The sequence below is a fragment of the Pseudomonas sp. K8 genome (genome assembly GCF_014889455.1).
GTDB classification, from domain to species: domain Bacteria; phylum Pseudomonadota; class Gammaproteobacteria; order Pseudomonadales; family Pseudomonadaceae; genus Aquipseudomonas; species Aquipseudomonas veronii.
Window position 1 is genome coordinate 40,891 of the sequence record NZ_VJWO01000026.1, and the last position, 24,738, is coordinate 65,628.

Annotated in this window: 17 protein-coding genes; 15 read left to right on the forward strand and 2 right to left on the reverse strand. The window is 63.6% G+C overall.

What is annotated here, in order from left to right; translation table 11 throughout:
- Positions 1-24: 24 nt before the first annotated feature.
- Positions 25-1,458, forward strand: a complete 1,434-nt coding sequence (locus INT12_RS17985; protein WP_193040646.1) for a PLP-dependent aminotransferase family protein — start codon at positions 25-27, stop codon at positions 1,456-1,458.
- A gap of 83 nt (positions 1,459-1,541) precedes the next feature.
- Complete coding sequence (locus tag INT12_RS17990) at positions 1,542-1,946, forward strand: cupin domain-containing protein (RefSeq protein WP_193040645.1); 405 nt, start codon at positions 1,542-1,544, stop codon at positions 1,944-1,946.
- Positions 1,947-1,960: 14 nt separating this feature from the next.
- Here INT12_RS17990 and INT12_RS17995 read toward each other — a convergent pair whose 3' ends face one another.
- Complete coding sequence (locus INT12_RS17995) at positions 1,961-2,590, reverse strand: DNA-3-methyladenine glycosylase I (RefSeq protein ID WP_102617566.1); 630 nt, start codon at positions 2,588-2,590, stop codon at positions 1,961-1,963.
- Positions 2,591-2,806: 216 nt separating this feature from the next.
- On the opposite strand from INT12_RS17995, the gene INT12_RS18000 reads away from it, so the two are divergent.
- The 3 genes from INT12_RS18000 to INT12_RS18010 all read left to right on the forward strand — a co-directional run bounded on the left by INT12_RS18000 (position 2,807) and on the right by INT12_RS18010 (position 5,655).
- Complete coding sequence (locus tag INT12_RS18000) at positions 2,807-4,132, forward strand: C4-dicarboxylate transporter DctA (protein ID WP_173677810.1); 1,326 nt, start codon at positions 2,807-2,809, stop codon at positions 4,130-4,132.
- A 109-nt stretch (positions 4,133-4,241) separates the two neighbouring features.
- The gene (locus INT12_RS18005) at positions 4,242-4,943 is read left to right on the forward strand and encodes a FadR/GntR family transcriptional regulator (RefSeq protein ID WP_017846479.1); all 702 of its coding nucleotides are present in this window, start codon (positions 4,242-4,244) and stop codon (positions 4,941-4,943) included.
- Between the two features lie 16 nt (positions 4,944-4,959).
- The gene (locus INT12_RS18010; protein WP_017846480.1) at positions 4,960-5,655 is read left to right on the forward strand and encodes a GntR family transcriptional regulator; all 696 of its coding nucleotides are present in this window, start codon (positions 4,960-4,962) and stop codon (positions 5,653-5,655) included.
- Positions 5,656-5,783: 128 nt separating this feature from the next.
- Here the strand turns inward: INT12_RS18010 and INT12_RS18015 are convergent, their stop codons facing one another.
- Positions 5,784-10,652: an NAD-glutamate dehydrogenase gene (locus INT12_RS18015; protein ID WP_193040644.1), complete on the reverse strand. Its 4,869-nt coding sequence runs from the start codon at positions 10,650-10,652 to the stop codon at positions 5,784-5,786.
- Positions 10,653-11,478: 826 nt separating this feature from the next.
- On the opposite strand from INT12_RS18015, the gene INT12_RS18020 reads away from it, so the two are divergent.
- The 10 genes from INT12_RS18020 (at position 11,479) to INT12_RS18065 (ending at position 24,709) form a co-directional block, all read left to right on the forward strand.
- Positions 11,479-11,829, forward strand: coding sequence for a hypothetical protein (locus tag INT12_RS18020; protein WP_193040643.1), 351 nt, complete (start codon positions 11,479-11,481; stop codon positions 11,827-11,829).
- 148 nt (positions 11,830-11,977) lie between these two features.
- Positions 11,978-12,937 (forward strand): AAA family ATPase, encoded by a 960-nt coding sequence (locus tag INT12_RS18025; protein WP_003218556.1) that lies wholly within the window; start codon positions 11,978-11,980, stop codon positions 12,935-12,937.
- Between the two features lie 5 nt (positions 12,938-12,942).
- Positions 12,943-13,875: a DUF58 domain-containing protein gene (locus INT12_RS18030; protein WP_017846483.1), complete on the forward strand. Its 933-nt coding sequence runs from the start codon at positions 12,943-12,945 to the stop codon at positions 13,873-13,875.
- A complete protein-coding gene (locus tag INT12_RS18035) occupies positions 13,872-14,366 on the forward strand; it encodes a DUF4381 domain-containing protein (protein WP_017846484.1) in 495 nt (164 codons plus the stop codon). The genes INT12_RS18030 and INT12_RS18035 overlap by 4 nt, the downstream gene beginning before the upstream one ends.
- Positions 14,359-15,447, forward strand: coding sequence for a vWA domain-containing protein (locus tag INT12_RS18040; RefSeq protein ID WP_193058959.1), 1,089 nt, complete (start codon positions 14,359-14,361; stop codon positions 15,445-15,447). Before INT12_RS18035 ends, INT12_RS18040 begins: the two co-directional genes overlap by 8 nt.
- On the forward strand, positions 15,444-17,183 hold the full coding sequence (locus tag INT12_RS18045; protein WP_193058960.1) for a tetratricopeptide repeat protein: 1,740 nt from the start codon (positions 15,444-15,446) through the stop codon (positions 17,181-17,183). Before INT12_RS18040 ends, INT12_RS18045 begins: the two co-directional genes overlap by 4 nt.
- Positions 17,180-18,820 carry a BatD family protein gene (locus INT12_RS18050; RefSeq protein WP_169885121.1) on the forward strand — a complete coding sequence of 547 codons (1,641 nt, stop codon included), beginning with the start codon at positions 17,180-17,182 and terminating at the stop codon, positions 18,818-18,820. The genes INT12_RS18045 and INT12_RS18050 overlap by 4 nt, the downstream gene beginning before the upstream one ends.
- Positions 18,821-19,233: 413 nt before the next feature.
- Entirely contained in the window at positions 19,234-20,475 is a 1,242-nt protein-coding gene (locus INT12_RS18055) for an exonuclease SbcCD subunit D C-terminal domain-containing protein (protein ID WP_046490942.1), read from the forward strand.
- Positions 20,472-24,110, forward strand: coding sequence for an AAA family ATPase (locus INT12_RS18060; RefSeq protein WP_193040386.1), 3,639 nt, complete (start codon positions 20,472-20,474; stop codon positions 24,108-24,110). Before INT12_RS18055 ends, INT12_RS18060 begins: the two co-directional genes overlap by 4 nt.
- The gene (locus INT12_RS18065; RefSeq protein ID WP_193040387.1) at positions 24,107-24,709 is read left to right on the forward strand and encodes a glutathione S-transferase; all 603 of its coding nucleotides are present in this window, start codon (positions 24,107-24,109) and stop codon (positions 24,707-24,709) included. Before INT12_RS18060 ends, INT12_RS18065 begins: the two co-directional genes overlap by 4 nt.
- Positions 24,710-24,738: the final 29 nt, after the last annotated feature.

Consider the following 24,738-nt stretch of genomic DNA (forward strand, 5'->3'; position numbering starts at 1 on the left):
CCGACTCAGCCCCTCAGGAAAAACATGGAACTGCACGTGATCATCAACGGCCGCAAGGACCTGGCCGAACAGCTTTACCAGCAACTGCGCGAAGCCATCGACTCCGGCCGCCTGGCCGCCGGGGCGCAACTGCCGCCCAGCCGCCTGCTGGCCGCGCAACTGGGCGTGTCACGCAAGACCGTGTCCGACACCTACGCCACCCTGACCTACGAAGGCCTGCTGGTGGGCAAGATCGGACGCGGCACGTTCGTCAACAGCCGCACCCCGTCGACCGAACGCCTGCAAACCGCCACCGACCTGGCCTGCGCCGCCAACCTGGCGAAGTGGCAGGCACTGCCCTCGCCCATGCATCACCCCACGCGCGACAGTGCCCTGCGCTACGAATTCCTCGGCGGCGCCACCAGCCGCCACCAATTCCCCCAGGACGAATGGCGACGCTGCACCCAGGACGCCCTGCGCCGTATTGCCCAGAACAGTGGCCTCTACAGCCAGACCGAAGGCCTGCCGGCGTTGCGCAGCGCCATCGCCGGGCACATTGCGTTTTCCCGTGGGGTCAAATGCAGCGCCGACGACATCGTGGTCACCAACGGCGCGCAGCAGGCTCTCGACCTGATCGCCCGCGTCGTGCTGGAGCCGGGCAGCATCGTCGCCATGGAAGACCCCGGCTACACCCCGGCGCGCCAGTTGTTCATGGCGATGGGGGCAAACGTCATCGGGGTGCCCGTCGACGATCAGGGCATTCAGGTCGAGCGGATCCCCGACGGTGCGCGGCTGATCTATGTGACACCGTCCCACCAGTTCCCCCTCGGCATGCCCATGAGCCAGGCACGCCGCGAAGCCTTGCTGGCCCGTGCGTTCGAGCTGGGGGCGATGGTTATCGAAGACGACTACGACAGCGAATTCCGTTACGAAGGCCGTCCCACCGACTCCCTGCAAAACATGGACACCCGAGGCGTGGTGACTTACGTCGGCACCTTCTCCAAAACCCTGCTGCCGGAGTTGCGCCTGGGCTATGCGGTACTGCCGCCAGCCCTTTATGGCGCGGTGCTCAAGGCCAAGCAATTGACCGATCAACACAGCTCCACCTTGCCGCAATGGGCGTTGGCCAAGTTCATCAGCGAAGGCTATCTGCTCAAGCATATTCGCCGCTGCCACAGCGTGTATGCCGGGCGTCGCGAGCGCATCCTGCAGCGCCTGGCGGGCGACCTGGCGCCGTGGTTCGAAGCGGTGCCCACCGTGGCCGGCTTTCATATGGCGGCCCTGTGCAAGGTGCCGGTGAATATTGCGTTGTTGATGCAGCTGGCACGCCAGGTCGACGTGGGCCTGTACCCGCTCGACGTGTTTTTTCACGACACGCCGGTACGCCCGGGCCTGATCATCGGCTTCGGCGCGATCGAAACCCTGGACATCGACCCGGCCCTGGACAAGGTGCGCGACATTCTCCAGCAGATTGGCTAGAGGTTTTTCGGCTGGATTGGTCATTGGTTGGCGGGAGCACGCGGCGTAGGGTGAAGACCTCTCGAACGACTCGGAAACTCGCCATGAAACGCTCACTCGCAACCGCCCTGATACTGGCCTCGTTCAGTGCCTTCGCCCATGAACCGGTGTACAACCAGGAGTCGATCAAGGTTCTGCAAGAGCACGCCCTGAGCAACGTGCCCGGCAAGAAAACCATCATGCTGAGCGTCGATTACGCCGCGGGCCAGGCCACCGTGCCCCACAGCCATACCGGCACTGCCGTGGCTTACGTACTGGAGGGCGCGATTACGTCGCAGGTCAACGATGAACCGGCGATCACCTACACGGCCGGCCAGTCATTCTACGAGCCGGCGGGCTCGCGGCACTTCGAGTCGAGCAATGCCAGCCAGACCCGACCGGCGAAACTGCTGGTGGTGATGGTGCTGGATGACAAGGCTGAGGTGCTCACCCCTCTGGCGCACGAATAGCACCGCTGCGAGACTCAAGGGCGATTGAATCGACGGCGCAGTGCTTCGATCGGCTCGCGGCAGGCACAGCCTTCAAGATGGTCATTGACCATCCCCGTCGCCTGCATCAACGCATACATCGTGGTCGGCCCCACGTAGGTCCACCCGCGTTTCTTCAAGGCCTTCGACAAGCGCACCGAAGCCGGTGACGTCGGGTTGGCGCTCCAATACGCCAGATCCACCCGCGCCGGGCGTTCGTCTGGCGTCGGTTCGAACGACCATAGCCATTTCGCCAACGAACCGCTTTCCGCCACCAACTCGCACGCCCTGCGCGCATTGTTGAGGGTCGAGACGATTTTGGCGCGGTTGCGCACAATGCCAGGGTCAGCCATCAGGCGTTCGATATCCGCTTCGCCGTACTGCGCCACACGGCGGAAATCAAAACCGTCGAACGCCCGCCGAAAATGCTCGCGCTTGCGCAGGATGGTGATCCACGCCATCCCTGCCTGAAACCCCTCCAGGCAAATCTTCTCGTACAACTGAATGTCATCCGCCACCGGCACGCCCCATTCATGGTCGTGGTAATGCGGATATTCCGGCGCAGCGGTACGCCAACTGCAATGGGTCAGCCCTGCGTCGTTGGTGGTCAGTCCTGGTTTGTCCATCCGTCACCTCGCGTACTCAGCGGCGGATGATAAGCGAAAAAATTTGCGCCCCGTCAACCGCTCAAGCACCGCCCTCGCAGAGCAACTGGTCAGACCGCAACCGGACAAGCCGCGAAAATCACTTGTGACCTGGAAAAAACCCAGCGTAGACTGGCCACGCACTGGACTTACCGGTATGACCACAACAATTAAGCCCTGGACCCACCAGGGCACCGAATAGAGATCCCTCCCATGTTCAGATGGTGCTCGCGTTCGATTTTCCTGCAAGTCGTGATCGGTCTGATGCTCGGCATCCTCTGCGGCCTGGCCCTTCCCGAATTCTCCTCGCAACTCAAACCCCTGGGTGACGGTTTCATCAAATTGATCAAGATGTTGATTGGCCTGATCGTGTTCTGCGTGGTGGTCAGCGGTATCTCCGGCGCCGGCGACTTGAAAAAGGTCGGGCGCATCGGCCTCAAGTCGGTGATCTATTTCGAAGTGCTGACCACCGTCGCCCTGGTGATCGGCCTGCTCATGGCCTTCAGCACCGGCATCGGCAGCGGTGCGAATATCCACCTGGAGCAATTGTCCTCCGCCGGCTTGCATGAACTGGCCGACAAGGGCCAACACATCAAGGGCACCAGCCAGTTCCTGATGGACCTGATCCCCAACTCGGTGATCGGCGCGTTTGCCGACAACAACGTGCTGCAAGTGCTGCTGTTCTCGGTGCTGTTCGGCAGCGCCTTGAACCTGGTGGGTGAAGCGGCGTCGGGCATTTCGCGGCTGATCAACGAGCTGAGTCACGTGATCTTCCGCATCATGGGCATGATCGTGCGCCTGGCGCCGATCGGCGTGTTCGGCGCGATCGCCTTTACCACCAGCACCTACGGCCTGGACTCACTGCAGCACCTGGGCAGCCTGGTAGGCCTGTTCTACCTGACCTGCTTTATGTTTGTCGGGGTGATCCTCGGCCTGGTGATGCGCCTGTCCGGCCTGCGCATGCTGCCGCTGCTCAAGTACCTGCGCGAAGAGCTGCTGATCGTGATGGGCACCGCCTCGTCCGACGCGGTGCTGCCACAGATCATGCGTAAACTGGAACACTTGGGCATCGGCAGTTCCACCGTGGGCCTGGTGATTCCGACAGGCTATTCGTTCAACCTCGACGGTTTCTCGATCTATCTGACCCTGGCCATCGTGTTTATCGCCAACGCTACCGGCACACCGCTGTCGATGACCGACTTGCTGACCATCCTGCTGGTATCGTTGATCACCTCCAAGGGCGCCCATGGCATTCCGGGGTCGGCGCTGGTGATTCTGGCGGCGACACTCACGGCCATCCCGGCGATTCCGGTGGTCGGCCTGGTGCTGGTATTGGCGGTGGATTGGTTCATGGGCATCGGCCGTGCATTGACCAACCTGATCGGCAACTGCGTCGCCACCGTGGCCATTGCGCGCTGGGAAAAAGACATCGATATCCAGCGCGCCAACAAGGTACTCGCCGGCCAGCAGGGTTATGCGTTCCAGGCTAAAAAGCCGGTAGTGCCCGCGCACCAGGAGTTCTGACCCATTGGCATGAGCGACACAGATCACCAGTGGGAGGGGGCTTGCTCCCTCCCACACTCAATCGTCGCCTTTGTGGCAATTGTATTCGCAACATCAAGGAGCAATCGACGTGGTCACCCCCTCAACCGTCGTCAATTCAGTCGTAGAAAAACTCCGCGCCTCCCTGGCGCGGGGCCAGTGGCGGCGCGGTGAAATGCTGCCCGGTCAGCGTGAACTGGCCGAACAGCTGGGCATCAGCCGCCCCAGCCTGCGTGAAGCCGTGATCGTGCTGGAAACCCTCGGCCTGGTGCGCTCGATGCCCGGCAAAGGCGTGGTGGTGCTCGAAACCCACGTCAACGAGGCGCAATCGAGTGACGCCGTGGCCGACGCCAGCCTCGAAGATATCCTGCAACTGCGCTACACCCTCGAACCGTTTATTGTCGGCCTGGTGGCCCAATCCATCAGCAGCAAAGAGGTTGGCCAACTGCGCCTGACCCTGATGGACATGCGCGAAGCCCTCGACGCTGGCGACGCCGAAGCCGGGATGAATGCCTACATTGCCTTCCACGAAGAACTGTTCGCCCTCACCTCCAACCCGATCTTCCAGAACGTGGTGCAACAAACCAGCAACGCTCTCAAGCAAAGCGCACAGGTGCTGCGCAACTCCCCGGAACACCTGGCGGAACGCCTGCAGGAAAACGATGCCGTGGTGCGCGCCATCCGCAACAAGAACAGCGCCCTGGCCAGTGCCGAAATGCGCAAGCACATCCTCCAGGAAGGCCTGCGCATGGGCATTCGCTTGACCATCCCGGACGACCATCTGGGCAGTTGATTTTTGGAGACCGGCCATGACCGCCCACGCCTTGCCACGCGACCTGCCCATCACCGGCCTGCCCGCCATGTGCCTGGTGGCCGGTAAAAAGCCCTCGGTGAATGACATCTACCCACGGCTGTTCGACGCCATTCTCGAACAGCGCATCGCCCCGTCCACCCGGTTGACCGAGGAAAGCCTGGGCCAAACCTTCGGAGTGAGCCGCAGCGTGATTCGCCGGGTGTTGGCCAAGTTGTCGCACCAGCACGTGATCATCCTGCGCCCCAACCAGCGCGCCCAGGTAGCCGCACCGGATGCCCAGCAGACGCGGCAGATTCTGGAAGCGCGGCGGTTGACGGAGATCACGGTGGTACAACTGGCCTGCGCCCAGGCCACACCGATGCAGATCCGCCAGTTGCGCGAGTTGATTGCCCGCGAGCGTGATTGTATTGAACGCGACCAGCGTGGGCCGGCGATTCGCTTGTCGGGGGAGTTTCATCTGCAATTGGCGGCGATGGCGGGAAATGCGCCGTTGGCGCAGTTTCTCAACAGCCTGGTGCCGTTGACGTCGCTGATCATTGCCCAGTACGAGGCGCAAGCCAGCAGCTATTGTGCGTGGCAGGAGCATGTGGCGATTGTCGATGCCATCGAGCAACGGGCCTCTGGCATTGCGGTGAACTTGATGACCCGGCACCTGGATCACCTGGAGACCCGACTACTCAAGCACCACTGATCCCAAGTCGATGGCGCTCACAATGAAGAAGGGGGCTTGCCCCCGATAGTGGAGGATCAGTCATACAGGTGTTGACTGATCCATCGCTATCGGGAGCAAGCCCCCTTCCACAGTTGTTTACCGCTCGATCAAACCGATGCCAGCACCGACTGACCGCTCAACGCCAGGTCCAGCAACTCACGGTTGGCCACCGCGTACATGGCGTAGTCCGTGCCGACCGCGGCACGGATTTCCACCATCATTGCGCGCCAGCGATCGGCCATGTCCTGGTGCTGCTCAAGCCACAGGGCCACGCGGGCTTCCATGTCTTGTGGCGCTTCGGCCATTTGCAGTACGGAAATGGTGATCGCCCGTTGCTGCCAGTCCACGTCGTCGCGGAAAGCTTCGCGAGCCTGGGCCTGCCAGTTGTTGGCCACCGGAAGATCGCTGATCTGCTGCAGGTACCATGGCAAGTCCAGGGCGCTGCCGACGGCGAAGTAGGCCTTGGCCACTTCGGCGGCGTCATGCCCGGTCACGTCGGCGGCTTCGATGATCGGCAGCAAGGTGTACAGGTGCGTCGTGCCTGCAACCATGCGTGCCAACAACTCCGGTACGCCGGCTTCGGTGTAGGCCTGGTAACGGGTCTGCCAGCCTTCGCGGGTCGGGCCTTCGAGCAGTTCGTCGAGTTTGAGACCCAGTGCGGCCAGGTGCGGACCGAAGTGCGCGGTGTCACGCCCGGCATCCTGCTCGTTGCGACGGCTGCGCAGGAACCAACGCGTGGCGCGACGGCCCAGGCGCATCAGCTCGTCCATCAGCTCCAGTTGCACGTCGGCGGAGACCTGGTGGTCCAGGGCTTCGATCTGACGGAACCAGTGCGGGAGATGGAAAATGTCGCGCACGATCACATAGGCGCCCGCCACGTTGGCCGGGCTCATGCCGGTCGACTCTTTGAGCCGCTGCACGAAGGTGATGCCCATGTGGTTGACCAGGTCGTTGGCGATCTGGGTGCTGACGATCTCGCGCTTCAGACGGTGGCGACGCATCGCCTCGCCGAACTTGGCCACCAGGCTCGGTGGGAACGCGGTCTCCATGTCACGGGTCAGGTACTCGTCATCCGGCACCTGCGACTTGAGCAGGGCTTCCTTGAGGTCGATCTTGCTGTACGAGATCAGCACCGACAGCTCCGGACGGGTCAGGCCCTTGCCGGTGGCGGCGCGCTCGGTGAGCTGCTCCTCGGTCGGCAGATACTCGATGGCGCGGTCCAGCTTGCCACGGCTTTCCAGGTCGCTCATCAGGCGCTTGTACTCGGCGGCACGCTCGTAGGCACGGCGGGCGGCCAGGGACAGGGCCTGGGTCTGCTTGTAGTTGTTGCCCAACACCAGGCTGCCGACTTCGTCGGTCATGCTCGCCAGCAACTGGTTGCGTTGCTTGTCGGTCATGTCGCCGGCCTGCACCACTTCGTTGAGCAGGATCTTGATGTTCACTTCGTGGTCGGAGCAGTCCACACCGCCGGCGTTGTCGATGAAGTCGGTGTTCGAACCGCCGCCATTGAGACCGAATTCCACACGCCCCAGTTGGGTCATGCCAAGGTTACCGCCCTCGCCCACCACCTTGCAGCGCAGCTCGTTGCCGTTGACGCGCAGGGCGTCGTTGGCCTTGTCGCCCACATCGGCATGGCTTTCGGTGCTGGCCTTGACGTAAGTGCCGATACCGCCGTTCCACAACAGGTCCACCGGCGCCTTGAGCAAGGCGTTCAGCAGTTCGGTCGGGGTCAGTTTGTCAGCCTGGATGTCGAAGCGTTCTTTCATCTGCGCCGAGATGGCAATGCTCTTCGCGCTGCGCGAGAAAATACCGCCGCCTTCGGACATGATGCTGGTGTCGTAGTCGCTCCACGCCGAACGCGGCAACTCGAACATGCGCTGACGCTCGACGAAGCTGGTCGCCGGGTTCGGGTTCGGGTCGATGAAGATATGCAGGTGGTTGAAGGCCGCGACCAGTTGCAGCTTGTCGGACATCAACAGGCCGTTACCGAACACGTCGCCGGCCATGTCGCCGACGCCGACCACGGTGATGCTGTCTTCCTGCACGTTGATGCCGCGCTCACGGAAGTGACGCTGCACACCGACCCACGCGCCCTTGGCGGTGATGCCCATTTTCTTGTGGTCGTAACCGGCCGAACCGCCGGAGGCGAATGCATCGCCGAGCCAGAAGCCGTAGTCGATGGCAATGCCGTTGGCGATGTCGGAGAACGTCGCGGTGCCTTTGTCGGCCGCGACCACCAGGTACGGGTCATCGCCGTCATGCCGCACGACGTTGACCGGCGGCACCAGGGCGCCATCCTTGAGGTTATCGGTGATGTCCAACAGGCCGGAAATGAAGATGCGGTAGCAGGCGATGCCCTCGGCCGCGATCTCGTCGCGGCTGCCGCCCAGTGGCAAGCGGCGCGGCAGGAAGCCGCCCTTGGCGCCCACCGGCACGATCACCGAGTTCTTCACTTGCTGGGCTTTTACCAGGCCGAGCACTTCGGTGCGGAAGTCTTCTTCACGGTCGGACCAGCGCAGGCCGCCGCGCGCGACATTACCGAAGCGCAGGTGGACACCCTCGACCCGTGGCGAGTAGACGAAGATTTCAAACTTCGGCACTGGCTTGGGCAGCTCGGGAATGGCCCGCGGGTCGAACTTGAAGCTGAAGTACGCCTTGTTCTGGCCGTTGGCGTCGGTCTGGTAGAAGTTGGTGCGCAGGGTGGCCTTGATCAGGTCCAGGTAGCGACGCAGGATGCGGTCTTCGTTGAGCACCTGAACCTCGTCCAGGGCACTGAGGATCGCGTGTTCCAGGCGTTGCTGCTTGTCTTCCAGGTCGTCGGCGGTGAGCTTGCGCGCCAGGTAGAAGCGCGTCTTGAACAACCGGGTCAACTCGCGGGCGATGTCGGTGTGGTTGTTCAGGGTGCTGGCGATGTAACCCAGGTCGAAGCCCAGGCGGATCTGTTTCATGTAACGCGCGTAGGCACGCAGCAGCGCCACGTCGCGCCACGGCAGGCCGGCGGTGAGTACCAGGCGGTTGAACGCATCGTTCTCGGCATCGCCGTGGACGATATGCACGAACGCGTCCTGCAGGGTGTCGTTGAGCTGCTGGATATCCAGGTTCACGCCTTCGGCGGCAATGAACGCGAAATCATGGATCCAGAACTCACGGCCATTGGCATGACGCAGGCGGTACGGGAATTCACCCAGCACGCGCAGGCCGAGGTTTTCCAGGATCGGCAATACGTCGGACAGCGCCAGCGGGGTGTCGGCATGGTAGAGCTTGCAATGCAGCTCACGCTGGCCGGACACCTGGCCCAGCGGCTGATAGAAGCTCATCACCAACGGGTTGGCTTCGGTGAGGCTGAGCAAGTGCTGCATGTCGACCACCGCCGAATGCGCAGCAAAACGCTCGCGGTAGCCGGCCGGGAAGCCTTTCGGGAAATCCGCCAGCACGTTGGTGCCGTGGGCTTCGCCGAAGCTTTCGACCACCAGGCTGGAATAGTCGTCCTGCCAGCTGCGGCAGGCCTGCACCACTTCTTTTTCCAGTTGCAGCGGGTCGATGTCCAGGCGGTTCTTCGGGTCGACCCGCAGAATCAGTTGCACACGGGCCAGCACGGACTCGGAGAAGAACGTCCAGAATTCGCAGTCCGAGGCTTTCAGGCGATCCATCAGCACTTGCTGGATCTTCTGGCGTACTTCGGTGGAATAGATGTCGCGCGGCACGTAGGCCAGGCAGTAGCAGAAACGCCCGTAGGGGTCTTTGCGCAGGAACACGCGGATCTTGTTGCGTTCCTGGATCTGCACGATCGACATCACGGTGCTGAACAGCTCGTCGACCGGGGTCTGGAACAGGTCGTCACGCGGCAGTACTTCGACCACCTGCGCCAGTTCCTTGCCCAGGTGCGCCTTGGCCTGGAAGCCCGAGCGGCGTTCGATTTCCGCGACCTTGCGGCGGATATAAGGAATCACCCGCACGCTTTCGCCGTACACCGACGAGGTGTACAGGCCCATGAAGCGGCATTCCTTGATGACCTTGCCGTCGGCGTCGATCTCGCGGATCGACACGTAGTCCGGATAAGCCGGGCGATGCACGCGGCTCGGGTGGGCGGCCTTGGCGAACGACAACACGGTCGGCTCGCGCAGGTAGGACACGGCGTAGTCTTCGATGCGCAGGTCGTCGGCGGTAAGGCCGGCGCGCAGCAGCTTGGTCAGACCGAGGAAGGAGCCGGCGTCATATTCGATATGACCGCCGTCCGCCTCGTCACGTACCACGAACTCTTCATAGCCGAGGAAGGTGAAGTGGTTGCCCACCAGCCATTCCAGGAAGTTCTTGATCTCGGCTTTTTCTTCGCCGTCGATGCTGAACCGGCTGGCGTCGATACCGACCAGCAGTTCCTGGACCTTGGCTTTCATCGGCTCGAAATCGGCCACGGCCACGCGCACTTCGCCCAGTACCTGCTCCAGCTCTTTGCTCAGCACGTTCAGTTCGGCGGCGTTGGCGCAGCGGTCGATTTCCAGGTACATCAGCGATTCTTGCTGGATGCCTTCGCCCTGGGTGCCCTTGGCCAGAATTTCCAGCAATTCGCCCTTGCTGCCACGGCGCGTGCTGAGCACGGTGGTTTGCAGGGTGTGGATGCTGTAGCCGCGGCGGTTCAGCTCGGTACGCACCGAGTCCACCAGAAATGGCAGGTCATGGTGCAGCACTTCGACCGCGGTGTGGGTCGACTGCCAACCATGACGTTCGTAATCGGGGTTGTAGACCCGCACCTGGGGTTCGGTGTGGTCGAAGCGCTCAAGCAGGCGCCAGGCAGACAGGGTGCAACCGGCCAGGTCGGAAAGGCGACGTTGGGTCAGTTCGTCCAGGGAAATGATGCCGAAAAATTGTTCAGCGAACAGCGCCACTTGTGGCAGTGCCTGTTCACTGATGTGCTGCGCCAGTGCCGCTTGCAGTTGATGCTGGAAGTCGGCCTTGCTGGCTGCGGTGAAGAACGCCATCTGTGGTACTCCGCTTGGGCTTGTTATTGATGGAAGCGTCGCGTGTTATCCCCTTGCGGGGAGACCGTCAGCCCTGTTCGCAGGTAACGATACAAGCACCATAAACGAATCAGGGTGACAGGTGGGTGAAGCTGGACAAGACGATCAGGTCACATACAACTTCCATTGGACATACACCTTGCCAGGCGACGGTGTGACGGGCAGGTCAGGCTCCCAGCAGTGAGCACATCCGTTGCGCAGCTTAACGAGAGTAGGAAGACAGCTGCTTGCGGCGCTGCGACATATTCGGTCATCGGCTGGCAACGAAGGGTTGCACAAAGGGCAACCACACACACCGAACTACAAAAAAGCCGGTCACCGGCGCTGATTTCAAGCCAATGATAGCTAACACACGCGAAGCCCGTCGGCACATACCTACGGCACATCAAGCAAGGGACCTCAAACATCAGGGAACTTTTCCTGCGCCAACCGCCAATCAAAAAAACACAGGGAGCGTGGTTTACCGACCGCCATCTATCGCAGGTCCGTCATGATTACGCCAACAGCACCCTCGCCCATCATTTCGCAACCCACCTCGTCACCGGATAACATCAATCCGCCGATTTCGTTCGCCGACAGCGGCGTATATTCTGCGCAATGGGATAAATATAATCAGGCGGCCCCCAGGCCACAGCCGACAGGCGTGCCACCGTTTAGATAGTCAACCTATAAAAAAGGCAAAATCGTTGTGCTCAAGCCATGACGCACTGATGAAATTCACACCGACATAAATATGGCGGCAGTGGCAAAATCCCCCTTTTGCGGCCAATAAACCCATAGGACTGCCATGCAATTGATCACTACCAACCTGATCGCCAACCCATGTGACGAAGAAGAAGACAACATGGCCATGCTCTGCTGCCATAGCACTAAGGGCGAGATGTTCATACTGGCCCGTTACCCGGATGAAGACGAGGTGGAGCTGACCTGGGACGACGAACCATCGACCCTCGAGGGCCTGAAGGTCACGCTGAGTGACAGCACGTTGCTGATTGAGCTGGCGGCAGGCGATGCCGATGCGCTGGGCGGCAAGGATCACTTGGAGATTCTGCACAGCACCGCCCCTGAGGATATGGCTGAAGTTGAAGAAACCCTGCAGAACATTCTCAGGGGCACAGGCACTTATATCCGTGCCTGAGGCTACTGACACACAAAATTCCTACACGTTTTGCGAAAAATACCCCGCGCGCCGTTAGTCGCCGCCCCCCCCGATGCATTAAAGTAAGCCCCCCAGGCCCGGCGTTTTTTCTCGACGCTCGGGCTCATCTCTCCAGGAACCGTCATCGATGGAACATCGTGAAGCGCTGCTTGCGCTGCGAACCTTTCTTTCTACGCAGATTCTCGGCCAGGAAAAACTCATCGAGCGCCTGCTGATCGCCTTGCTTGCCGACGGCCATATGCTGGTGGAAGGCGCGCCGGGCCTGGCCAAGACCAAGGCCATCAAGGAGTTGGCCGAAGGCATCGAAGCGCAGTTCCATCGTATCCAGTTCACCCCCGACCTGTTGCCCGCCGACATCACCGGCACTGAAATCTATCGCCCCGAAACCGGCAGCTTCGTGTTCCAGCAGGGGCCGATCTTCCACAACCTGGTGCTGGCGGACGAAATCAACCGCGCCCCGGCCAAGGTGCAGTCGGCCTTGCTCGAAGCCATGGCCGAGCGCCAGGTCAGTGTGGGTCGCAGTACTTACGAGCTGTCGCCGCTGTTTCTGGTGATGGCCACGCAAAACCCCATCGAGCAGGAAGGCACCTACCCGCTGCCCGAAGCCCAGCTCGACCGTTTCCTGATGCACGTCAAGATCGGTTTCCCGGACGCGGCCGTCGAGCGGCGCATCCTGCAGCAGGCCCGTGGCGAGGCGCTCAACGGTGAAACCAAGCCCGAACGCCGCGTCAGCCAACAGGCGATCTTTGCCGCGCGCAAGGAAATCCTCGGGTTGTACATGGCCGATGCGGTGGAGGAATACCTGGTGCAATTGGTCATGGCCACGCGCACCCCGGCCAAATTCGACCCGGAAATGGCCGAGTGGATTGCCTATGGCGCCAGCCCCCGTGGCTCGATCGCCCTCGACCGCTGCGCCCGCGCCCACGCCTGGCTGGCCGGGCGAGACTTTGTCAGCCCGGAAGACATCCAGGCGGTGCTGTTCGACGTGCTGCGCCATCGCATCATTCTGTCGTTCGAAGCCGAAGCCGCCGGGATCGACCAGGACCGCGTGGTACAACGCATTCTCGACGTCGTAGCCGTCGCTTGAAATCGATGAACGCCAGCGATGGAGTGCGCGTCACGCTCAGTGAATTGATTGAGATGCGCCACCGCGTGCGCGAAGTGCAGCTGTTTTCCACGCCGAGCCAGCGCAGCCCGCTGATCGGCCTGCACCACTCCAAGCTGCGCGGGCGCGGAGTCGACTTCGACCAGGTGCGCGTCTACCAGGCCGGCGACGATGTACGCACCATCGACTGGCGCGTGACCGCGCGCACCCAGGAACCGCACACCAAGCTGTTCCACGAAGAGCGCGAACGCCCGATTTTCATCATGGTGGAGCAAAGCTGCCGCTTGTTTTTCGGTTCGGGGCAGATGTTCAAGTCGGTGCTCGCGGCCCAGGCGGCCAGCCTGATCGGCTGGGCGGCGCTGGGGCATAACGACCGCGTCGGCGGGCTGGTCTTCGGCGACAACGAGCACTACGAAATCAAACCGCGGCGCAGCAAACAGAGCCTGCTGCAACTGCTCAACCGCCTGGTGCGGGTCAACCAGAGCCTGAGCACCGAGAGCGGCCCCGAAACCGACGCCCTGGGCCTGGCCCTGCGCCGTGGCCGTGAAGTGCTGCGCCCGGGCAGCCTGGTGATCGTGATCTGCGACGAGCGCGCACTGACCGAAGGAGCCGAACAACAGCTGAGCCTGTTGTCACGCCATTGCGACCTGCTGCTGCTACCGATCTCCGACCCGCTCGACCACGCCCTGCCCGCCGCCGGGCTGCTGCGCTTTGCCGAACGCGGTGCGCAACTGGAACTGGACACGCTGAACTTCGATTTGCGCCAGGCCTACAAGGCCCAGGCCGAAGCGCGCAGCGCCCGCTGGGAACTGCTCGCGCAGAAACTGCGGGTATTGCTGATGCCCTTGAGCACCCAGAGCGAAATGGTCGAGCAACTGCGCGAATACCTCAACCCGCAACGCCCGGTTAAAAAGCAATGAGCAGCCTCGACCAACTCCAACCGCTGATCGCCCCACCGGCGATCGGTTTCTGGCCGCCTGCGCCAGGCTGGTGGCTGTTGCTGCTGGTGATCCCGCTGCTGGGCTGGGGCGTGTGGTGGCTGCGCCGTTTCCTGCCCACGCGGCGCCCCGTGTCCCGCGCCGAACAACCGCTCGACCCGCTGCGCATCGCCGCCCTGGCCGAACTGGCGCTGATGCCCAGACCCTACGACGGCGCGCCCGCCGGGGCCTGGCTGCAGCAACTCAACGGCCTGCTCAAGCGCCTGTGCCGCAACGACTACCCCTACAGCCAGAGCCACACCCTCAATGGCCGCAAATGGCTGGCGTTTCTCGATAACCGCTGCCCCGCCGCCGGCCTCACACGCTGGATGGTGCTGGTGGAAGGCGCCTATAAGCCCGAATGCAAACTCGACGACAAAGCCATCGCCGGCCTGACCCAGGCCGTCGACACCTGGATTCGCAAACATGTTTGAGTTCGCCTGGCCGTGGATCTTCGCCCTGCTGCCGTTGCCCTGGTTGATGCGCCTGGTGCTGCCGGCGGCCGACAGCGGCGAGCCCGCGCTGAAAGTCAGCTACCTCAGCGACCTCGAAGGCCTGGCGGGCCGCCGCGCACGCTCGAACCTGCCCGGCTGGCGGCAACAGGCGCCTTTCGTCGTGCTGTGGCTGCTGCTGTTGACCGCCGCCGCCCGCCCGGAATGGCTCGGCGAACCGCTGCCGATTGCCGCCAGCGGCCGCGATCTGCTGGTGGCGGTGGACGTGTCCGGCTCCATGGATTTCCCCGATATGCACTGGGAGGACGAAGACGTCAGCCGCCTGACCTTGGTCAAGCACCTGCTCGGCGACTTCCTTGAAGGGCGCGAAGGCGATCGCGTCGGCCTGATCCTGTTCGGCAGCCAAGCCTACCTGCAAGCGCCGCTGACCTTCGACCGCCACACGGTACGCACCTGGCTGGATGAAGCGCGCATCGGCATCGCTGGCAAGAACACCGCCATCGGTGACGCCATCGGCCTGGCCTTGAAACGCCTGCGCCAGCGCCCGGCGCAAAGCCGCGTGCTGATCCTGGTGACTGACGGCGCCAACAACGGCGGCCGGATCGACCCACTGACCGCCGCGCGCCCGGCCGCTGAAGAAGGCGTGAAGATCTACCCGATCGGTATCGGCGCCGATCCGGAACAAACCGGTTCCCTTGGCGTGCTGGGCGTCAACCCGAGCCTGGACCTCGACGAACCGGCGCTCAAGGCCCTCGCCGAGGCCACCGGCGGCCGCTACTTCCGTGCCCGCGATGGCGCAGAGTTGCAAGCGGTCAAGGAAACCCTCGACCAACTCGAACCGGTCGAACAGCAACCGACCCAGGCGCGCCCGGCCCAGGCGCTGTACAGCGGCCCCCTGGCATTGGCGCTGATCCTCAGCCTGTTGCTGGTGGTGCAGGAGCGCTGGCCGAACAACGCGCTGCAACGGCTGTTCAACAAACTGTCGACCAAGGGGCATTTTCTGCAACAGCACCCAGAATGGCGCCAGCGCCTCAAACGCCTGCGTTTGCGGAGGCGTCGATGATCGACCTGTGGCCGCACTGGTTCCGTCCCTGGTGGCTGTTGCTGCTGCCGCTGCTCGGCTGGTTGCTGTGGCAGCTGTGGCACCGGCAAAAGCGCGCCGGGCGCTGGCAGATGATCCTGCCGCCGGCGTTCCATGCCGTGCTGCTCAGCGGTGGCAATGGCCGTGAAAGCAAATCGCCGTGGGTGCTCCTCGGTATCGCCTGGCTGCTGGCAGTACTGGCCTTGCTCGGCCCCAGTTGGCAACGGGTGGAACAGACCAGCCAGAAGCCTTCCGACCCCTTGGTGGTGCTGCTCGAACTGACCCCGGAAATGCTCGCCACCGACAGCCCGCCCAGCCGCCTGGAGCAGGCACGGCGCAAGCTGTATGACTTACTGCAAGCGCGCAGCGACGCACAAACCGCCATCGTCGTGTATGCCGGCAGCGCCCACACCCTGGTGCCGCTGTCGGACGACCTGGCCACCAGCCGCAACCTGCTCGAAGCGCTACGCCCCTCGTTGATGCCCGAGCCCGGGCACCGCGCCGACCTGGCCGTGGAGAAAGCCCTCGGCCTGCTCAAGCAAGGCGGCCTCGGCCAGGGGCGTCTGCTGCTGATCGGTTCATCGCTGTCCAAGCAGGAACGCCAGGGCATCCGCTTGTTGCTGCAAGGCGGCCAGGCGCCAAGCCTGTCGATCCTCGGCATCGGTAGCCGCGAGGGCACGCCGGTGACCCTGGAGAGCGGCGAATTTCTCAAGGACGACCAAGGCGCCATCCTCGTGCCGCGCCTCGACAGCCCGACGCTCAAAGCCTTCGCCAGCGAAATGGGCGGCCGCTACCGTGCCGCGCGCCTGGACGACAAGGACCTGCGCCAACTGGGCATGCTCGACGCGCCGCAAGCCCTGCGCAACGACGGCCAACTGCTGCACCTCGACACCTGGGCCGACCAGGGTTACTGGCTGCTACTGCCGCTGTTGCTGCTGGCCGCGTGCGCCGGGCGGCGTGGCTGGTTGTTCTGCTTGCCGTTGCTGCTGCTTGGCGCACCGCAGCCCAGTTATGCCTTCGAACTCCAGGACCTGTGGCTGCGCCCCGACCAGCAAGGCCAGTACCTGCTGAAGAAAAAACGCCCCGCCGAAGCCGCCGAACGCTTCCAAGACCCGCAATGGCAAGGCGTGGCGCTGTACGAAGCGGGTAACTACGCCGAAGCCATCAAGCGTTTTGCCGAGGGCAGTGACGCCTACTCTCACTACAATCGCGGCAATGCACTGGCCAGGTCCGGTGAGCTGGAAGCAGCCATCGATGCCTACGAACAGGCGCTGGAAGCCCAGCCCGATCTGCTGCCGGCCCTGAAAAACAAGGCCCTGGTGGAAAGCCTGATACAACAACAGGCGCAGCCCGAGCCGGCCCCGCCCGCAAAAAACGAAGATGACGAAACCACCCAACCCGGCCAAACTGCGCAACCGGGCGCCAGCGCGCAAAGTGCCACGGGTGGCGAGCAATCGCCGCAAAACCAGGGCGAAGCCGGCACCGCCGAGACCCAGGCCGGCGCCACGCCACAAGCGGGCGGCAATGACGTGCCGGGCAGCGAGCTGGAGGACGAGCAAACCACCACCCCGCCGTTGCGCCCCAGCGGCGCCAGCCTGGACGACGAACATCGCCAGGCCCTGGAACAATGGCTGCAGGAGATCCCGGACAACCCCGGCGAACTGCTGCGGCGCAAATTCTGGTACGAACAGCAACAGCATCAGGACAAGACTCGATGAGCCGCCGCACCACCCTTCTGCTTCTGCTCGCGTTGTCGGCAAGCCACGCCCAGGCGGCGAGCCTGGTCGCCAGCGTCGACCGCAGCCGCCTCAATTCCGGGGAAACGGTGGAGCTGACGGTAGAATCCGGCGACGTCACGCAGTTCGGCAAACCCGACCTGTCGCCGCTGGAGGCGCAGTTCGAAGTCAGCGGTACGCGCCAGATCAACCAACTCACCACCCTCGGCGGCGATAACCACGCCACCACGCGCTGGATCATTACCCTGCTGCCCAAGCAGAACGGCACCGTGGTGATCCCGCCGCTGCAAGTGGGCGAATACACGACCCAGCCGATCAGCCTGCAAGTGCTGGAAACCACCAGCCAGGACACCAACGCCGAACTCGCGCCGGTGTTCGTCGAGTCCAACCTCGACCAGAACACCGTGTACGTGCAGGCCCAGGCCCTGTTGACGGTACGCGTGTATCACTCGGTGTCGCTGTACGACGACAGCAGCCTCACACCGCTGCAGATTCCCGATGCGCGCATCGAGCAACTGGGCGAATCACGCACCTACGAGAAGGTCATCAACAGCATTCGCCACGGCGTGATCGAAACCCGCTACGCGATCTACCCGCAGCACAGCGGCAGCCTGACGATTGCCGCCCAGACCTTCAGCGCGACCCTGGTGGAATCGCGCCCGCCGCAGGAGAACACGCTGCAGGGCACCAAGCCGGGCAAGCTGATCCACGTCAGCTCCGCGCCCCTCGAGCTGACGGTCAAGCCCAAGCCCGAGCTGTACCCCGCCGAGGCGCCGTGGCTGCCGGCACGCAGCCTGACCCTGAGCGAAAACTGGAACCCCGAGCCGGACCACGTGCAGGTCGGCGATTCCCTGACCCGCAGCCTGACGGTCAAGGCCGAGGGCCTCTCCAGCGCACAACTGCCGGCACTGCCGAGTACCGAGATCAATGGCCTGCGCCGCTATCCGGACCAGCCGGTAGTCGGCAACCAGAACAACGACCGTGGCCTGATCGGCAGCCGAGAAGACCGCGAAGCCCTGGTGCCCACCCGCGCCGGCGCGCTGGACTTGCCGGCGGTGGAAGTGGTGTGGTGGAACACCCATGAAGACCACCTCGAACGCACCCGCCTGCCCGCCCGCACGCTGCAAGTGGCGAATAACCCGAGCCTGGTGGTGGACACACCCGCGACACCGACCGTGATCACCGCCCCCGACGATAGCCGCCTGTGGCTGTGGCAACTGAGCACCCTGCTCCTTGCCTGCACCACGTTGCTGGGTTTTGGCCTGTGGTGGCGCGCACGCCGCCAGCCGGCGGTGCAACGCGCGGCACAAACCGGCCCGAGCCCGCGCACCCTGCTCGACGACCTCAAGCGCGCGACCCAGGCCAACGACCCCCAGGCCACGCGCCAGGCCCTCGACGCCTGGGCCCGGCAACAACCGGAAACCCTGGCCGACATGGCGGCGCGCTTCGTGCCGCTGTCCGACGCGCTGGATGGGTTGAACGGCGCGCTGTACAGCGAAAGCGGCCATTATTGGCTGGGCGAAGAACTGTGGCGTGCGGTAAAAGCCATTCCAATGGCCGACCGCGAGCAAGACCCGACGACCGACACCACCAGCTTGCCGCCGTTGTATCCCAAATAGCCCCCCTGATACGTCACGAATCGAGAGTCGGGACGGGGGGTGGGCCAGTCAACACCGAGCAAGCGGACCCACCACCACCCCGATAGCGGTGTATCAGTCAATTATGATGTCGGCTGACACGCCGCCATCGGGGGCAAGCCCCCTCCCACACTGGATCTGCGTCGCCTGATCTACATGGCCCGAACCCTGTCCTTCCGCGCCCTGGATTGCCTGCCCGCCAAGACATAACGCACACCGCATACCCCTGTGGGAGGGGGCTTGCCCCCGATAGCGATGGGCCAGACAACACTGAGCAAGCGGACCACCACCATCGCAGGCAAGCCGCCTCCCACACTGGATCTGCGTCGCCTGGAGCAGCGTGTGCGCAATACAGGTAAACTCCCCTCCTTTTCATCTTCTCCACGGAGCTCGCCTTGCGTCTGTTTCACACCTCCGACTGGCACCTTGGGCAAAACCTGCATGGCCAGGAGCGCGACTTCGAACACGCCTGTTTCCTCGAGTGGCTGCTGCGCCAGCTCGGCGCGCACGCGCCGGACGTGCTGTTGATCGCCGGCGATATCTTCGACACGGTCAACCCGCCGCTCAAGGCCCAGGAGCGGCTGTACGATTTCATCATCAGCGCCCACGAACAAAACCCCAACCTCACGATTGTGATGATCGCCGGCAACCACGACTCCGGCTCGCGCATCGAACTGCCCGCGCCGTTGATGCGCCGTTTGCGCACCCATGCCCTGGGCCGGGTGTTGTGGCTCGATGACGGGCAACTGGATACCGAGCGCTTGCTGATCCCGCTGCCCGGCGCCGACGGAAAGATCGCCGCCTGGTGCCTGGCGCTGCCGTTCCTGCGCCCGGCGGAAGTCACCGGGGCGCAACTGGGCGACGATTACCTGCGCGGTATCGGCCAGGTGCATGAGTGGCTGATTGCCGCAGCCAACGCCAAACGCGAGCCCGGCCAGGCACTGGTTGCCATCAGCCATGCACATATGGCCGGCGGTTCGGTGTCGGAAGACTCCGAGCGCAGCCTGATCATCGGCAACGCCGAAGCGCTGCCCGCCAGCCTGTTCGATGCCAGCGTCAGCTATGTCGCCCTCGGCCACCTGCACAAGCCGCAGCGGGTCAACGGCGAGGAGCGCATTCGCTACAGCGGTTCGCCGATTCCGTTGTCGTTTTCCGAAATCGGCTACCAGCACCAGATTCTCGACGTGACGTTCGACGGCGCAACCCTGCTCAGCGTCGAACCGCGCCTGATCCCGCGCGCGGTCAACCTGCAACGCCTGGAAGCCGCGCCGCTGGCCGATATCCTCAAGCAGCTCGGCGACTTGCCGGACATCGACCTGCTCGCCGAAACCCAACGCCAGCCGTGGCTGGAGGTGCGCGTGCGCCTCGACGAGCCGCAACCCGACCTGCGCCAGCAAATCGAAACCGCCCTGCAAGGCAAGGCCGTGCGCCTGGTGCGTATCGCTGCCGAGTACGCCGGCAAACGCGGCAGCGACGACACCGACAACGAGCGCTTGATCGAACTCGACCAGCTCACCCCCCAGGAGCTGTTCAGCCGCGCCTGGCAGGACAACTACGGCAGTGAAGTGGATGAACAGACCTTGAAGGACTTCGCGGTGCTGCTCCAGGAAGTGCAACAGGAGGGCGAACAGCCATGAAGATCCTCGCCATCCGCCTGAAAAACCTCGCCTCCCTGGCGGGCCCGTTTGAGATCGACTTTACCGCCGAGCCCCTGGCCAGCGCCGGGTTGTTCGCGATTACCGGGCCGACCGGCGCCGGCAAAAGTACCCTGCTCGACGCGCTGTGCCTGGCGCTGTTCGGTGCCGTGCCGCGCCTGGGCGATACCGGCCAGGCCAAGATGCCCGACGCCGACAGCGATATTTCCATCGGCGACCCGCGCACGTTGCTGCGACGCGGCACCGGCGGCGGGTATGCCGAGGTCGACTTTGTCGGCGTCAACGGCCGCCGTTACCGTGCGCGCTGGGAAGCCAACCGCGCCCGCGACAAAGCCAGCGGCAAGTTGCAGAACAGCCGGCAAAGCCTGATCGACCTGGACAGCGACCAGTTGCTGGCGAGCCAGAAAACCGAATACAAGACCCAGCTGGAGTTGGCCCTGGGCCTGAACTTCGAACAGTTCACCCGCGCGGTGCTGCTGGCGCAGAGCGAGTTCAGCGCCTTCCTCAAGGCCAACGACAACGAGCGCAGCGAACTGCTGGAAAAGCTCACCGACACCGCGCTCTACACCCAACTCGGCCGTCGTGCCTTCGACAAGGCCAAGGACGCCAAGGACGCCCACAAACAACTGCAGGACCAGGCCACCGGCGTGGAACCCCTGGCCGAGCAAGCCCGCGCCGAGCTGGACCAACAATTGGCCCATGCGCAGCAACAGTTCAAAACCGAGCAAGCCCAGCTCAAGCAGTTGGAGCTGCAGCACACCTGGCTCAAGGAACTGCGCGAATGGCAGGAGCGCAAGCTCAGTGCCGTCGAACAGTTGCAGCAAGCCCAGCAACACTGGGACAGCCAAGGCCCGCAGCGCGAGGACTTGAGCCGCCTGGAACAGTTGGCGCCGCAGCGCCATCACTTCGCGCGCCAGGCTGAGCTCGACACCTTGCTCACGCCGCTGGCCGCGCACATTCAAGCGCAGATCGAGCAGCAAACCGATCTGCATGGCCGCCAGGAGCAAGCCCTACAACAGCAGGCATCGGCCCAAACAGCGCTGGCCGCGGCCCTGCAAGCTCAGGCCGACGCCGGGCCTTTGCTGCGCCAGGCCTTCGAGGAACAGAACACCCTCGCCCACCTGAACAAGGAACTGGCCAAGCGCAACGAGGACCAGCAACAGCACGAAACGGCCTGCGCCGAAGGTCAGGCCTTGCTCAAGGGCTTGCAGGAAAAGCACACCCTCGTCGCCGAGCGCCTGCAACGCCTGGCCGCCGGCCTGGAACGCAGCGCCGCCCTCGCGCCGTTGAGCGAGGCCTGGAACGCCTACCGCGACCGCCTGCAACAACTGATGCTGATCGGCAATCGCCTGAACAAAGGTCAGGCCGAACTGCCGCAGCTTGAACAGCGCGCCACCGCCGCCGCCGAGAAGTTCGCCCAACAACGCGATGCCCTCGACCTGCTGTACCAGGAGGCTGGCGCCGAACCTCACGCCGTCGCCGAGCAGATCCAGTTACTCGCCAGCCTGCTGCAAGACAATCGCAAGCAGCAACGCGCCTTCGAAGACCTCACCCGGCTGTGGGACAACCAGCAACAGCTGGACCAGCAAGCCAGCGTGTTGACGCAGAAACTCGCGGACGCGCAACAACAACGCGATCAGTTGAACCAGACCGGCCTGCACACCAAAGCCGAACTCACGCGCGCCGAACAGACCCTGACGGTGACCAAGCAACTGCTGGAGCGCCAGCGCCTGGCCCGCAGTGCCAGTGTCGAGGAGTTGCGCGGGCAATTGCAGGATGACCAGCCCTGCCCGGTGTGCGGCAGCCAAGCGCATCCGTATCACCAACCCGAAGCGTTGCTGCACAGCCTCGGTCGCCACGACGAAAACGAAGAGGCGATGGCGCAGAAAGCCGTCGACAGCCTCAAGGAAAAACTCACCGAGCTGCGCGGTGAAGTCGGCGGTTTGATCGCCCAGCAAAAGGAATTCCTGCAGCAACAGGAGCAACTGGCAATCCAACAGCAAGCCCTGGCGCCGAGCCTGGACGCGCACCCGCTGGCGGCCGCGCTGTTCAATCAGGAGGCGGCCCGGCGCAGCACCTGGCTGGCCCAGCAGCTCAGTCAACTGACGCAAAACATCACCCAGGACGAGCAACGCCAAGGCGCCCTGCTCAACCTGCAACAAAACGCCGCGCGCCTGCAGCAACAGCTGCAAGCCGCCCAGGACGCCAGCCAGCAGGCCCGCCAGTTGCTGATCGACCAGCAACGCGAACTGGCCAACGACCGCGAACGCCTCGACGAAGAACTCCAGGCGTTCGCCAGCCTGTTGCCGACCGAGACACTCGAGGGCCTGCGCAGCGAACCGGCGGCGACCTTCATGCAGTTGGACCAACAGGTCGGTCAGCGCCTCGAACAGTTGGCCCATCAGCGCGATGAACTGGCCGAGCAACAAACGCGTCAGCAGGCGATCGAGAAAGAACACACCCATCAGCAACATCGCCAGCAGCAACTCGACGCATTGCGCCAGCAGGTCAGCGAACTGGCCGCCCAGCAACACGCGGCCCAGGAAAAACTCACCCGCCTGCTCGGTGAACACCCACGCGCCGAAGACTGGCAACAGCAACTCGAACAGGCCGTGGAGCAGTCTCGCCAAAGCGAAGCCGACGCCAATCAACAGCTGCAGGACATCCGCAACGCCTTGATCCAACTGGCCGCCGACCTCAAGGCCCAGCAAGACCGCCAGCACACGCTGCACGCCGAACAACACGCGCTCGCGACACGCTTGGCCGAGTGGCGCGCTCTGCACCCCGACCTGGACGACGCCGGGCTCAAGCGCCTGCTGGCCTTGGACGAGGCCCATGCCAGCGCACTGCGCCAGCAACTGCACAACAGCGAAAAAGCCGTCGAGCAAGCCCGGGTTCTGCTGCAGGAGCGCGAACAACGCCTGGCCGAGCACCAGGCGCTGCACAACGGCAACCTCGACGCCGAACAACTGGACGCCCAACTGGCCACGCTCAACCAGCAACTGGCCGAGGGCGAAAAACACTGCGCCGAACTGCGCGCGCGGCAATCCGAAGACCAGCGCCGCCAGGATGCCAACCACGCCCTGGCCGAACAGATCACCAAGGCTTATGAAGAATGGCAACGCTGGGCGCGCCTCAACGCGCTGATCGGCTCGGCCACCGGCGACACCTTCCGCAAGATCGCCCAGGCCTACAACCTCGATTTGCTGGTACACCACGCCAACGTGCAACTGCGCCAACTGGTGCGCCGCTACCGCCTCAAACGCGGCGGCAGCATGCTCGGCCTGCTGGTGATGGACACGGAAATGGGCGACGAACTGCGCTCGGTGCATTCGTTGTCCGGCGGCGAGACGTTCCTCGTCTCCCTGGCGCTGGCGCTGGGCCTGGCGTCGATGGCCTCGAGCACCTTGAAGATCGAGTCGCTGTTTATCGACGAAGGTTTCGGCAGCCTCGACCCGGAATCCCTGCAATTGGCCATGGACGCGCTGGACGGCCTGCAAGCCCAGGGCCGCAAGGTGGCGGTGATTTCCCACGTACAGGAAATGCACGAGCGCATCCCGGTGCAGATCCAGGTCAAGCGTCAGGGCAATGGTTTGAGCACCGTGGAGGTGAAGTGAGCGAGGCGCTGCTGTACTCGTTTCGCCGTTGCCCCTACGCGATGCGCGCCCGCCTGGCCCTGCGCTATTGCGGCGTGCCGCTGCGGATTGTCGAAGTCAGCCTCAAGGCCAAGCCGGCCGAGATGCTCGCGCTGTCGCCCAAAGGCACGGTGCCGGTGTTGAGCGTCGACGGTCGGGTGATCGACGAAAGCCTGGACATCATGCGCTGGGCCCTCGCGCAAAACGATCCGCAAGACTGGTTGCTACAGGGTGATCCCGCGGTGCTGGCGCTGATTGCCGAGAATGACCTGGGCTTCAAACATCACTTGAATCGCTACAAGTATGCCGAGCGCTACCCGGAGCGGCCGATGGAAGCGTATCGGGCCGACGGTGAGGTGTTTTTGCAGAAGCTGGAGGCGTTGCTGGCTGACCGTGCGTATTTGCTCGCCGAGCATCCAAGCCTCGCGGATATGGCTGTGGCGCCGTTTGTGCGGCAGTTTGCCCATGTCGATCGGGAGTGGTTTGCGCGCACCTCATATCGACGGGTGCAGGCGTGGTTGCAGTGGTTTCTGGACTCGCCGCTGTTTATCGCGGTGATGGCCAAGCCTGAATCTGTCTGAATCGATGTGGGAGCGGGTGCGCCGGCTCC